This window comes from Salinicola sp. CPA57 (assembly GCF_003206035.1).
Classification (GTDB): domain Bacteria; phylum Pseudomonadota; class Gammaproteobacteria; order Pseudomonadales; family Halomonadaceae; genus Salinicola; species Salinicola socius.
Genome location: NZ_PZJR01000008.1, coordinates 69,281 through 81,265, shown reverse-complemented (window position 1 = coordinate 81,265; position 11,985 = coordinate 69,281). Strand labels below are relative to the sequence as shown.

The window sequence follows — 11,985 nt, the reverse complement described above, 5'->3', positions numbered from 1 at the left end:
CGACGACGCCCGCGCGGGGCGGGCGTTTCAGCGTATTCAACTATTGACTCAACCAAGCGAGACACGGGCATAGCGTTTCTTGCCCGCCTGGATCACATAACTCTTGCCCGTCTCGAGCATGGTGTCCTTGGCGGCGACTTCACCATCGACCTTGACCCGACCGTTGCTGAGCATGTCCTTGGCCTGGGCGCTGTTATTAGCCAGGTTGGCGCGATTGAGCACCGCCGCGATCGGCGCTTGCGCCGCGCCTTCGAAGTCGACCGTCACTTCCGGCAGATCGTCCGGCAGCTCTCCCTCCGCCAACTGATTACCTGCGGAACGGTGCGCATTAGCTGCCGCTTCTGCTCCGTGATAACGCGTGATCAACTCTCTGGCCAAGGCCATCTTGATATCACGAGGGTTGGCGCCTCCATCAATTTCCTGACGAATCGCTTCGATCTCTTCGTTGGATTTCAACGACAACAATTCGAAGTAGCGCCAGATCAGGCTGTCCGGCATCGACACCAGCTTGTTGAACATGACACCCGGCGTGTCGTCGACACCGATATAGTTGTTCAGCGACTTGGACATCTTCTGCACGCCGTCCAGTCCTTCCAGCAACGGCATGGTGATGACGACCTGCGGTTCCTGCCCGAAATGCTTCTGGATTTCGCGCCCCATCAGCAGGTTGAACTTCTGGTCGGTCCCCCCGAGTTCGATGTCCGCCTTCAACGCGACGGAGTCGTAACCCTGCACCAAGGGGTACAGAAACTCGTGAATCGAGATCGACTGGCCGGCACGATAACGTTTCTCGAAGTCGTCGCGCTCCAGCATGCGAGCCACGGTGGATTGCGCGGAGAGCTCGATCATGTCCGCCGCGGACATCTCGCCGAACCATTCGGCGTTGAAGCGAACTTCGGTCTTGTCGGGATCGAGAATCTTGAAGACCTGCTCGCGATAGGTCTGGGCGTTGGCCTTGACCTCTTCTTCGGTGAGCGGCTTGCGCGTCACGTTCTTGCCGGTGGGATCTCCGATCCGGCCGGTGAAATCGCCGATCAGGAAGATCACCTCATGACCTAGCTCCTGGAACTGGCGCATCTTGGTCAGCAGTACACTGTGCCCCAGGTGCAGATCGGGGGCCGTGGGGTCGAAGCCTGCCTTGATGCGGAGCTTGCGACCGGATTCGAGCTTTTTCACCAGCTCATCTTCGATCAGAATCTCCTGCGTGCCGCGCTTGATCAACGCCAGCGCTTCATCGACCTCGGCCATCGTATCCGTCTCCATTACCAACGCTATCGGGCTTGAAAGGCGGCAATCTTAACATGAGTCTTCGAGGACCGTTGAGACACCGCCCGCCCGGGCCGCTGCACGATGTCATCGATTCATATCATGGGTTCACAACGACGAAGGAGAGATTCATGGCACTGTTCGTGGGATTGATGTCCGGCACCAGCCTGGATGGCATCGATGCGGCACTGGTAGAGATCGCAGACGAAGCGGCTAAACGCCCGCGGCTGATCGATGCCCTGTGTCTCCCGCTGGGCATCGAGCTGCGAAAGGCGCTGCTCGAACTGACGCAGGCATCGCAGGTGAGCTTCGCCGCGCTGGGTGCGACCGAGAGTGCATTCTGTGACCACCAGGCCGAAGCCGTACGCCAGTTACTGTGCCGCCACGATCTGCCTCCCGAGGCGATCGCTGCCATCGGCAGTCACGGGCAAACCATCGAGCACGCCCCCTATGCCGATGCGCCTTTCACCTATCAACTCGACAACCCGAGCCGTCTGGCCGAACTGACCGGCTGTCAGGTCGTCGCCGATTTCCGTCGTCGTGACATGGCGGCCGGCGGTCAGGCCGCGCCACTGGCGCCGATCTTTCACCAGGCCCTGTTTACCGATACGACGCGTACTCGACTGATCCTGAACCTTGGCGGCATCGCCAATCTGACCCGCCTTGGTCCCATCGGGTCATCGCTGCCGGTCATCGGCTTCGACACCGGCCCGGCGAACCTGCTGATCGATGCCTGGCACGTCCGACATCGACAAGGTCCGATCGACGAGGACGGACGCTGGGCCGCCAGCGGCAGGATCGATGAAGCCCTGCTCGAACGCCTGTTGGAGGAGCCATACTTCGACCTCACGCCACCCAAGAGCACGGGGCGGGAGCAGTTTCATCTTGGCTGGGTGGAAAATCGACTGCGCGGCAACGAAGCCGCCGTCGACGTCCAGGCCACGCTGGTGGAATTGACGGCAGTGAGCGTGGCACAGGCTGCGCGCGGGTTCGTCGAGTCCCTCAATACGGATCTGATCGTCTGCGGCGGTGGCGCACGCAACGGCCATCTGATGCAGCGTCTGGCGGCGCATCTCCCGGGAGTCTCGGTACTGGGGTGTGAAGCCTTCGGCTGGTCGGCCGACTGGCTGGAAGCCGGGGCCTTCGCCTGGCTGGCCTGGCGCCGCATTCATCGAATGCCCGGCAATCTGCCGGAGGTCACCGGCGCCAGCGGCCCTCGCGTTCTGGGTGGCATCTACGCGCCCTGATGATTGGCACTCAACCCGATCCGACCTCTGCCCGTAAGGCACCCGAATCAGGCATGGGGCCGGATTACTCGTCGTCGATCAGCGAAAACCGCGCGCCGTCGTCATCTCTCTCACCGGGCTGTCGGCGCTCATCGAATTTGATCAGCATGCGTAGATCGTTGGCCGAATCGGCGTGAGCCAGTGCCAGGTCTTCACTGATATCCCCGCGCCGGAACAGCTCATGGAGCGACTGATCGAAGGTCTGCATGCCCTGCTCGCGGGAACGCCGCATCAGATCCTTCAGTTCAGCCACTTCGCCACGCCGGATCAACTCGCTGATCAGCGGCGACTTGAGCAGAACCTCGGTCGCGACGCAGCGTCCGGTCCCATCCTGTCGCGGCAGAAGACGCTGGGCAACCACGGCGCGCAGGTTGAGCGACAGATCCATCCATACCTGTTCCTGCCGCGATGGCGGAAACAGACTGAGAATGCGCTCGATCGCCTGGTCGGCGCTGTTGGCGTGAAGCGTGGCCAGACACAGATGCCCGGTTTCTGCAAAACTGAGCGCCAGTTCCATGGTATCGCGGCTTCGAATCTCGCCGATCATGATCACATCGGGGGCCTGACGCAGAGCATTCTTCAATGCGACTTCGTAGGATTCGGTATCGATGCCCACTTCCCGCTGATTGATGATGCCGCGCTGGTGCGGATGCATGTACTCGATCGGGTCTTCGATACAGATGATATGGCCGCCGACCGTGCGGTTGCGATGCTGGATCATCGACGCCAACGTCGTCGACTTGCCGCTGCCGGTACCGCCGACCACCAGCACCAGCCCGCGCCGGATCGAGGCCAGCGTTGCCGTCACTTCCGGCAACCCCAACGACTCGAGATCGGGGATATCGAAGGCGATCCGCCGCACGACCATGGCCGGCTGGCTACGCTGAAAGAACGCGCTGATCCGAAAGCGCCCCTTGCCGCTCAGGCTCAAGGCGAAATTGGCTTCGTGTTCGGCCTCGAACGCCTCCCGGCGCCCCTGGGGCAGGGCGACAGCCACCAGCTCGCGAACCTGATCCGGTTGCAACGGCACGTCGCCCAGCGCCATCAGCTTGCCATCCAGCTTCAGACAGGGTGGTGCACCGGTCGAGATCAGCAGATCCGAGGCCTGCTTGGCCAGCATGATGTCGAGGAGTTGCTCAAACCATTGAGAGGGTGTCATGTCATTCCTGGTAGCTGAATCCGGGACGAACTCATTGATCGAGTCCGGCGCGCGATTTGGCATGGGCTTCCTGGCGCGTCACCACGCCATCGGCCACCAGTTGGGATAGCGCCGCGTCCAGCGTCTGCATCCCCAAACTGCCGCCGGTCTGAATCGCCGAGTACATCTGCGCGACCTTGCCTTCCCGAACCAGATTGCGAATCGCCGCGGTGGCCACGAGAATTTCATGGGCCGCGACACGGCCACCGCCCTCGCGCTTGAGCAACGTCTGCGAAATCACGGCCTGCAACGATTCGGACAACATCGAGCGCACCATACCCTTCTCGTCTCCCGGGAACACGTCGATGATCCGATCGATGGTCTTGGCCGCCGAGGTGGTGTGCAGGGTACCGAATACCAGATGTCCGGTCTCGGCCGCCGTCAATGCCAGACGGATGGTCTCCAGGTCCCGCAGCTCGCCTACCAGAATCACGTCCGGGTCTTCGCGCAAGGCCGACCGCAACGCGGGCGCAAAGCCCTTGGTATCGCGATGCACTTCCCGCTGATTGACCAGACAGCGCTTGCTTTCGTGCACGAATTCGATCGGATCCTCGATAGTGAGGATGTGCTCCTGCCGATTGCTGTTGATGTAGTCGATCATCGCCGCCAGCGTCGTCGACTTGCCACTGCCGGTCGGCCCGGTGACCAGCACCAGGCCTCGTGGCAACATCGCCAGGCGGCGGAAGACGTCACCTAGCCCGAGATCGTCGAGTGTCAGCACGTTGCTGGGGATGGTTCGGAAGACCGCGCCGGCCCCGCGCGCCTGCGTAAACGCGTTGACGCGAAACCGCGAGACACCGGTGACCTCGAACGAAAAATCGGTCTCGAGAACGGCCTCGAAGTCGCGGCGCTGACGATCATTCATGACATCGTAGATGAGCCGGCGCACCTGACTGTCGTCGAGTGCCGGCACGTTGAGACGGCGCATGTCGCCATCTACCCGTATCATGGGCGGCAATCCAGCCGAAAGATGCAGGTCGGAGGCGTCGTGCTTTGCCGAGAACGCCAGCAGTTCGGTAATATCCATGGGTTTTTATTCGATCCCCTGCGTAAGGTCGACATACAGTATGCCAGAAGCGTCGGTGTCCAAATCCCTCTCAAGCGCCCGTGAGCGTCTTCAGGCGGCGCTGTCCGCGGCCGGTCGCCCGGATGATGCCGCGCGCCTGCTTGCCGTCAGCAAGACCAAACCAGCAGACATGCTGCGTCAGGCCTATCTCGCCGGTCAACGCGCCTTCGGCGAGAACTACCTGCAGGAAGCGCTGGAAAAGCGGCAGGCGCTCGCCGATCTCGACGACATCGAATGGCATTTCATTGGCGCGCTGCAGTCGAACAAGACCCGCGACGTGGCCGAACATTTCGACTGGGTGCATGGCGTCGACCGAGAGAAGATCGCCCGGCGGCTTTCCGAGCAGCGCCCGGTCGAACTCGAAGCGATCAACGTCTGCCTGCAGCTCAATATCAGCGGCGAATCCAGCAAGTCGGGGGTTGCGCTCGCTGACCTGCCGGCACTCGCCGAGACGCTGCTGTCGCTCCCCGGGATTCGGCTGCGCGGGCTGATGGCACTGCCTGCGCCCAGTGACGATTTCCGGCAGCAGCGTCACGCTTTCCGTCAGCTCGCAACCGCATTCGCCGAACTGCAAGAGCGCTTCCCCGAGGCCCGACTGGACACGCTCTCGATGGGCATGAGCGGCGATCTGGAAGCGGCCATCGCGGAAGGCGCCACGATCGTTCGCCTGGGGACCGCCATTTTCGGCAGCCGACCGCCGTCAGGAGAGTGAGCGCGCCGTCGCCCTTGCACGCTCATGACGTCACGGCCTCTCTCACAGACTTTCCCAAGCCGCTTCCAACAGAATTATCCAAAAGCATTTTCAAAGGACTCTGCCATGAACGACTCGCCACAGCCCAGCCGGATCGCCTTCATCGGTGCCGGCAACATGGCCAGCGCCATCTTTGGTGGCATGCTCGACAGCGGATACCCCGCCGAGGCGATCGTCGCCACGTCGCGAAGTCAGGAAAAACGCGACGACATCAGCCAGCGCTACGGCATCCGCACGATGCAGGACAATCTGGCCGCGGTACAGCAGGCCGATGTCGTGGTTCTGGCGGTCAAGCCGCAGATGATGCGCGATCTCTGTCTGTCGCTACGCGAGTCCGTTCAGGCACGTCGTCCACTCATCGTTTCGGTGGCGGCCGGGCTCGACGCCGCGACCCTGGACAACTGGCTGGGAGGCGATCTGGCCGTGATTCGCTGCATGCCCAACACGCCCTCGCTGGTCGGCGCCGGCGCCAGTGGTCTTTACGCCAACGCCCGCGTCAGCGATGCTCAGCGCCAACTCGTCGCCGAGCTGCTGACATCGGTGGGGCTGGTCGAGTGGGTCGAGCAGGAAGCGCAGATCGAGGCTGTCACGGCGATTTCGGGTAGCGGCCCGGCCTACTTCTTTCTGTTCATGGAGTCACTGGAGGCGGCCGGCGTCGAACTGGGCCTGTCCACCGAGAGCGCTCGCCGCCTGGCATTGCAGACCGCGTTCGGCGCCGCCAAGATGGCGCGGGAAAGCGAATTCGACCCCGCCGAGCTGCGTCGGCGTGTCACCTCCCCCAACGGCACTACCGAGCGCGCGATCCAAACGTTCGAGGAGGCAGGTCTGGCGGATATCGTGGGGCGCGCGACTCAGGCCTGCGCCGAACGCGCCCGCGAGCTGTCGCGCGAGTTGTCGAAGTAAGTCAGATCGGGATTGAACCGAGACGAAATGGAATCCGCCGAATCACTAGGAGAACGTAATGGGCAGTAATCTGGGAAGCGCCGGCCTGATGCTGGTCAACACACTGGTCAACATCTATCTGTTTGTGCTGATGCTGCGCTTTTTGCTGCAATTCTCGCAGGCGGACTACTACAACCCCTTGAGCCAGGGGATCGTCAAGGCAACGCAGCCAGTGGTTGCCCCGGTGCAGAAGATTCTGCGCCCGCTCGGCCGGATCGATATCGCCACGCTGTTCGTGGGTTTTCTGCTCAAGATCATCGTGATCACCGCTATCTTCCAGATCGCCGGTTTCGGCATGCCCCCGCTCCAGGGCCTGCTGCTGGCGGGCATCGCCGGCGTGCTCAATGCGATTCTCAAGATCTACTTCTTCGCGCTGATCATCATGATCATTCTGAGCTGGGTGGCGCCGCGAGCCAGTCATCCCGGCGCGCTGCTGGTGATGCAGATCGTCGAACCGATCATGGCACCGGTACGCCGCGTGATTCCGCCGCTGGGCATGATCGATCTGTCGCCGATCGTGGTGTTCATCGCCATCAATCTGCTCGACAGCGTCGTCGTCGGCTCGCTGGCCCGTGCGGCCGGCCTGCCGGGGGCATTGGTCGGCTTCTAGGACTGAGCTGTCGTCACCGCCGCCAGCAATCTACGACTCGAGAATGGCCCGCATCCGGTTTCGGGCCGCTACCGGATAGCGCCTGGCGGCGCTCGGGCACACATCGATGTGCATCAATCGTGTGTCCTCGCTGAACCTGGAGACTACCCCGTTTCATGTCCGCTTCCTTTCCATCCGACTCCGTCGGTCTGGTCACGCCGCAGACCGCGACATTCGAGTCCCCGCTGGCACTGGCCTGCGGCAAGACGCTCGAACGTTTCGACCTGGTCTACGAGACCTACGGCACGCTCAATGCCGAGCACACCAACGCGGTGCTGATCTGTCATGCGCTTTCCGGCCACCATCACGCGGCGGGCTACCATACCGTCGATGAGCACAAGCCCGGATGGTGGGACGCCTACATCGGGCCCGGCAAGGTGATCGATACCGATCGCTTCTTCGTCGTTTCCCTCAACAACCTGGGCGGCTGTCACGGCAGTACCGGCCCCGCCAGCATCGATCCGCAGACCGGACACCAGTGGGGGCCCACGTTTCCCGTGATGACGGTGGCGGACTGGGTCCACAGTCAGGCGCGCCTGGCAGATCGGCTCGGCATCGAGCGTTTCGCCGCCGTGGTCGGCGGCAGTCTGGGCGGCATGCAGGCGATGCAGTGGACGATGGCCTACCCCGAGCGTGTCGCCAACGTCGCCGTGATCGCCGCCACTCCGCGCCTGTCGGCGCAGAACATCGCCTTCAACGAGGTGGCCCGCCAGGCCATACGCTCGGATCCGGATTTCCACGATGGCTGGTACGCCGATCACGATGCCATCCCCAAGCTCGGCTTGAAACTGGCCAGGATGATCGGCCACATCACCTATCTGTCGGAGCATTCGATGGGGTCGCGGTTCGGTCGCGACCTGCGTAGCGATCAACTGAACTTCGGCTACGATGTCGAATTTCAGGTCGAGTCCTATCTGCGCCATCAGGGCGATACCTTCTCGACCCGCTTCGATGCCAATACCTATCTGCTGATGACCAAGGCGCTGGATTACTTCGATCCCGCCGGCCAGCACGACGGCGACCTGGCGGCGGCACTGTCGCCAGCGGCGTGCCCCTTTCTGGTCATCAGCTTCACCACCGACTGGCGCTTCGCTCCGGCCCGCTCACGGGAACTGGTCAGCGCGCTACTGCGAGCCGGCAAGGCAGTCAGCTACATCAACGTCGATTCGCCCCACGGTCACGACGCCTTTCTGCTGCCCAACGATCAATATGAAGCCGTTTTCGGCAGCTACATGCGGCGCATCCACGCCGATATCTCCGGGGAGACAGCCTGATGCGCGCAGATCTCGAACTGATCTACGACTGGGTACCCGACAACGCTCGCATTCTCGACCTCGGCTGCGGCGACGGCACCCTGCTGGCAGCGCTGGCACGTCACAAGAACGTCACCGGCTACGGCCTCGAGATCGACGCCGACGGGATCGCAGCCTGCCTCGGCAAGGGCGTCAACGTGCTCGAACAGAATCTCGACGATGGCCTGGGCAATTTCGTCGATGATGCCTGCGATCTGGTGATCATGACCCAGGCGCTGCAGGCACTACGCCGCCCGGATACCATGCTCGACGAAATGCTCCGGGTCGCGCCGGAGTGCATCATCGCCTTCCCCAACTTCGCCTACTGGAAGCATCGCCTGCATCTGACCTTTCGCGGTCGCATGCCGGTCTCGCGTTCGCTGCCGCACGCCTGGTACGACACGCCCAACATCCACCTGTCGACGTTTCAGGACTTCGCCGGCCTGTGTCGCGACAAGGGCATCACCATCGTCGACGAAGCGGTCGGCAGTGCCGATCACGAAGGGCACTGGACATCGCGGCTCTGGCCCAATCTGTTTGGCGAAACGGCAATCTTCCGTGTCCGGCGCGGTCGCTAGCCAGGCGCCATCTCGGCCGCGAACCCGCGACGTTCGAGATCCACGGGCAGCCGGCGATCCAGCATCATTGCGCCGGGACGCCCGTGCTCCCATGTCACCCGGCAGCCATAGGCCAGGACCTCCACACCGCGATCAGCCACCGCAGCCAGCGTTCGCGCATAGACCGGATCGAGGTGCGCAGCCGGAGCCACGTCCTCGATGCCGGTGTGCGCCACGCAGAACAGCAGCACGCCTCGATGGCCCTGATCGACCAGCTCGGCGAGCACCTCGAGATGGCGCCGGCCACGCTCGCTGACCGAATCGGGAAAATAGCCGTGGCCGTCGCTTTCCTTCAGCGTGACCTGCTTGACCTCGACATAGATGTCGCCCGCTTCCGCCTCTCTCAACCGGAAATCGAGCCTGGCGCCCTCGACGCTGACCTCGCGCTTGAGCTCGCTGAAGCCGGCCAGTTCGGGAACGAGACTGCCCCGTAGCGCTGCCTCCACCAGCGCATTGGCGCGTCCGGTGTGTACCGAGACGAGATCGACCCCGCCCTTCCCATCGGGCAATTCGATCAGCTCCCAGGTCCAGCCCAGCTTGCGTGCCGGATTCGTGCTCTCGGAGAGCCATACCCGACAGCCGGGAACATTGACGGCACGCATCGAGCCCGTATTTGGACAGTGCGCGATGACCTGGCGGCCATCGTCGAGTTCGATATCGGCCAGGAAGCGTTTGTAGCGTCGTAACAGCACGCCGGGGACGAGAGCGGGATAATTCATGCAGTGCGGATCCAGAAAGCATTGGATTCGAAGGAATCGGTTGGAAGGCCAAACCGTCGCTGCCGGCGCCTGCCCGGCGGATGACAGCTCGATTCCCCGGTTTCACGCCCCGGGGATGAGAAAAATAAAGCGCCCATTCGGTTGCAAACCGGCAACTTTTTCGCTAAATAAGCATGGCTTCGGGCAGTGGCAGACGCTGCCCCGGCCGATCCTCGGCCAGATTGAACGCGTCACGACACTTGCGTAACGAGGCAGCCCCCATGCCAGTAGCGGAAAAGAAAGCGGAAGCGCCTAGCCAATTCACCCCGTACCAGCCGGCGCCGGGTGAAGAGTATATGAATGAAAAACAACTTGCGCATTTCCGTGAGATCCTTCTGGGCTGGAAGCAGGATCTGATGGAAGAAGTCGACCGTACGGTTCGCCACTTGCAGGAAGAGGCCAATAACTTCGCCGATCCTGCCGATCGCGCCACGCAGGAGGAAGGGTTCAGCCTGGAACTGCGAACGCGGGATCGCGAGCGCAAACTGCTCAAGAAAATCAACGAAACGATCGAGAAGATCGACGAAGACGATTACGGTTTCTGCGAGGCCTGCGGCGTCGAGATCGGCATTCGCCGCCTCGAAGCGCGTCCTACCGCCACGCTGTGTGTCGACTGCAAGACGCTGGCCGAGCTCAAGGAGAAGCAGCTCGGCGGCTGATCGCAGTGCGGGACACTGTCGGATACGACGGGCACCTTGATCGGTGCCCGTCTTGTTTTCCGTTGTTCGATATCGATCGCCGCTGGAATCCTGATGACCTCTGCCAAGCGCTACACTGGACGCTTCGCTCCCACGCCCTCAGGGCCGCTGCACCTGGGTTCGCTGGTCGCGGCACTGGGTAGCTGGCTCGATGCGCGTGCCGTCGAGGGGCGCTGGCTGCTGCGCCTCGAGGATATCGATCCGCCGCGATGCCCATCCGGCGCCGACGACGTCATTCGGCGCCAACTGGAAGCCTTCGGTCTGACCTGGGATGGCGAGATCCGTTATCAGAGCGATCGCGGGGCAGCCTATCAGGCAGCGCTGGACCGGCTGATCGTCGACGGCATGGCCTATCCCTGCGGCTGTTCGCGGCGGGAATGGCAGCAGCATGATCACTATCCGGGTTGGTGCCGTCACGGCTCGCGGCATCCCGAACGCAAGCAGGCCTGGCGTCTGCGCACCGACAAGGGCGTGCAACCGATAATCTGGCAGGATCGGCTGTTTGGCCGCCAATGTCTCGATCCTTCCGGTCAGGGCGACGTGGTCATCAAGCGCAAGGATGGCCTATGGGCCTACCAACTGGCCGTGGTGGTCGATGATGCGGACCAGGGCGTCACCGATATCGTTCGCGGTTACGATCTGCTCGACAACACACCCTGGCAGCGACAACTCCAGTCGGCGCTGGATTACCCCGAGCCGCGCTATCTGCACATGCCATTGATTCTGGGCAGCGACGGCCAGAAGCTATCCAAACAGAATCTCGCGACCGCCATCCCCGACGACCCCGTAAAGGCTCGACCGCTGCTCTACCACGCACTGCAGCTGCTCGACCAGCAACCACCGCCCGAACTGCGCGAGGCGCCTGTCGCCATGCAACTCGCGCATGCCAGCCGACACTGGGCGCCCGAGGCATTGACGGCGACACCCACCCGCGATCTTCACTGATCGCCCATCCGTGTTTCAGCGGTTTTCCCCTACGCCAACGCTCTCGAGGCAGGCCAAAACCGGCTCCCTCTTTCGATTGAAGACTATTGTCTAAGCGAAACTCGCGTCGTTTTGCGCCACCCTGTCGCCATTGCGCCGAGGGATGCACCACAAGCAGGCACTGCGCCCCCCAGATGCCCCCTCATGAATCATCTGAGTCATACGGGAATCGGATCGCAAAACGAACTGATGTAACAGAAAGCCATTAACTACATGTTTTATATGAAAAAAATATGGAGTGGCACGGCAAGTGCAGTATCTAAGACAAGAAAAACAACAGCGGGTGCCGATCCAACCCAACAACAATCTTTGATCGGAAGTCCCCAAAAGCCCACAACAACAACAACAAGACGGCACTCAACCTAGGAAGGCAGATCGCCACTGACCCAATAACGACAACATGGGCAGCATGCGAACGAGAACACGAACAACAACAATCGTTCTCGAGCCGACGCAAAATCAGGACGCGACGATCTTC

The 11,985-nt window shown here is 62.2% G+C and carries 12 protein-coding genes; 8 read left to right on the top strand and 4 right to left on the bottom strand.

All coding sequences use genetic code 11. The features are described from left to right. Positions 1-48: 48 nt before the first annotated feature. A complete protein-coding gene (gene tyrS / locus DOM36_RS09935) occupies positions 49-1,248 on the bottom strand; it encodes a tyrosine--tRNA ligase (protein WP_075571106.1) in 1,200 nt (399 codons plus the stop codon). Positions 1,249-1,397: 149 nt separating this feature from the next. Here tyrS and DOM36_RS09930 point away from each other — a divergent pair, with 149 nt between their 5' ends. After that, on the top strand, positions 1,398-2,513 hold the full coding sequence (locus DOM36_RS09930; RefSeq protein ID WP_110643004.1) for an anhydro-N-acetylmuramic acid kinase: 1,116 nt from the start codon (positions 1,398-1,400) through the stop codon (positions 2,511-2,513). Between the two features lie 64 nt (positions 2,514-2,577). On the opposite strand, the gene DOM36_RS09925 is transcribed toward DOM36_RS09930, so the two are convergent. Next, on the bottom strand, positions 2,578-3,711 hold the full coding sequence (locus DOM36_RS09925; RefSeq protein ID WP_075571104.1) for a PilT/PilU family type 4a pilus ATPase: 1,134 nt from the start codon (positions 3,709-3,711) through the stop codon (positions 2,578-2,580). Positions 3,712-3,742: 31 nt separating this feature from the next. Then, complete coding sequence (locus DOM36_RS09920; RefSeq protein WP_110643003.1) at positions 3,743-4,777, bottom strand: type IV pilus twitching motility protein PilT; 1,035 nt, start codon at positions 4,775-4,777, stop codon at positions 3,743-3,745. A 40-nt stretch (positions 4,778-4,817) separates the two neighbouring features. Between DOM36_RS09920 and DOM36_RS09915 the strand changes: the two genes are divergently transcribed. The 5 genes from DOM36_RS09915 (at position 4,818) to metW (ending at position 9,028) form a co-directional block, all read left to right on the top strand. Next, entirely contained in the window at positions 4,818-5,528 is a 711-nt protein-coding gene (locus DOM36_RS09915) for a YggS family pyridoxal phosphate-dependent enzyme (protein ID WP_110643002.1), read from the top strand. A gap of 105 nt (positions 5,529-5,633) precedes the next feature. Beyond that, positions 5,634-6,470, top strand: a complete 837-nt coding sequence (gene proC, locus DOM36_RS09910) for a pyrroline-5-carboxylate reductase (protein ID WP_110643001.1) — start codon at positions 5,634-5,636, stop codon at positions 6,468-6,470. Positions 6,471-6,528: 58 nt separating this feature from the next. After that, on the top strand, positions 6,529-7,119 hold the full coding sequence (locus DOM36_RS09905) for a YggT family protein (protein WP_110643000.1): 591 nt from the start codon (positions 6,529-6,531) through the stop codon (positions 7,117-7,119). A 155-nt stretch (positions 7,120-7,274) separates the two neighbouring features. After that, positions 7,275-8,432, top strand: coding sequence for a homoserine O-acetyltransferase (locus DOM36_RS09900; protein ID WP_075571099.1), 1,158 nt, complete (start codon positions 7,275-7,277; stop codon positions 8,430-8,432). Further along, entirely contained in the window at positions 8,432-9,028 is a 597-nt protein-coding gene (metW, locus tag DOM36_RS09895; protein ID WP_110642999.1) for a methionine biosynthesis protein MetW, read from the top strand. Before DOM36_RS09900 ends, metW begins: the two co-directional genes overlap by 1 nt. On the opposite strand, the gene sfsA is transcribed toward metW, so the two are convergent. Continuing rightward, positions 9,025-9,786, bottom strand: coding sequence for a DNA/RNA nuclease SfsA (gene sfsA, locus DOM36_RS09890; protein WP_075571097.1), 762 nt, complete (start codon positions 9,784-9,786; stop codon positions 9,025-9,027). The genes metW and sfsA overlap by 4 nt on opposite strands. Positions 9,787-10,046: 260 nt before the next feature. On the opposite strand from sfsA, the gene dksA reads away from it, so the two are divergent. Together dksA and gluQRS are read left to right on the top strand one after the other, a co-directional pair. Further along, complete coding sequence (gene dksA / locus DOM36_RS09885) at positions 10,047-10,484, top strand: RNA polymerase-binding protein DksA (RefSeq protein WP_075571096.1); 438 nt, start codon at positions 10,047-10,049, stop codon at positions 10,482-10,484. 93 nt (positions 10,485-10,577) lie between these two features. Continuing rightward, a complete protein-coding gene (gluQRS, locus tag DOM36_RS09880; protein WP_110642998.1) occupies positions 10,578-11,468 on the top strand; it encodes a tRNA glutamyl-Q(34) synthetase GluQRS in 891 nt (296 codons plus the stop codon). The last annotated feature ends 517 nt before the right edge of the window (positions 11,469-11,985 follow it).

Excerpts from the sequence above, each read along its gene's own strand:
- sfsA (WP_075571097.1), bottom strand. The coding sequence starts at position 9,786 with ATGAATTATCCCGCTCTCGTCCCCGGCGTGCTGTTACGACGCTACAAA.
- metW (WP_110642999.1), top strand. The coding sequence starts at position 8,432 with ATGCGCGCAGATCTCGAACTGATCTACGACTGGGTACCCGACAACGCT.
- DOM36_RS09915 (WP_110643002.1), top strand. The coding sequence starts at position 4,818 with ATGCCAGAAGCGTCGGTGTCCAAATCCCTCTCAAGCGCCCGTGAGCGT.
- DOM36_RS09920 (WP_110643003.1), bottom strand. The coding sequence starts at position 4,777 with ATGGATATTACCGAACTGCTGGCGTTCTCGGCAAAGCACGACGCCTCC.
- tyrS (WP_075571106.1), bottom strand. The coding sequence starts at position 1,248 with ATGGCCGAGGTCGATGAAGCGCTGGCGTTGATCAAGCGCGGCACGCAG.
- DOM36_RS09905 (WP_110643000.1), top strand. The coding sequence starts at position 6,529 with ATGGGCAGTAATCTGGGAAGCGCCGGCCTGATGCTGGTCAACACACTG.
- DOM36_RS09925 (WP_075571104.1), bottom strand. The coding sequence starts at position 3,711 with ATGACACCCTCTCAATGGTTTGAGCAACTCCTCGACATCATGCTGGCC.
- DOM36_RS09930 (WP_110643004.1), top strand. The coding sequence starts at position 1,398 with ATGGCACTGTTCGTGGGATTGATGTCCGGCACCAGCCTGGATGGCATC.
- DOM36_RS09900 (WP_075571099.1), top strand. The coding sequence starts at position 7,275 with ATGTCCGCTTCCTTTCCATCCGACTCCGTCGGTCTGGTCACGCCGCAG.
- dksA (WP_075571096.1), top strand. The coding sequence starts at position 10,047 with ATGCCAGTAGCGGAAAAGAAAGCGGAAGCGCCTAGCCAATTCACCCCG.
- proC (WP_110643001.1), top strand. The coding sequence starts at position 5,634 with ATGAACGACTCGCCACAGCCCAGCCGGATCGCCTTCATCGGTGCCGGC.
- gluQRS (WP_110642998.1), top strand. The coding sequence starts at position 10,578 with ATGACCTCTGCCAAGCGCTACACTGGACGCTTCGCTCCCACGCCCTCA.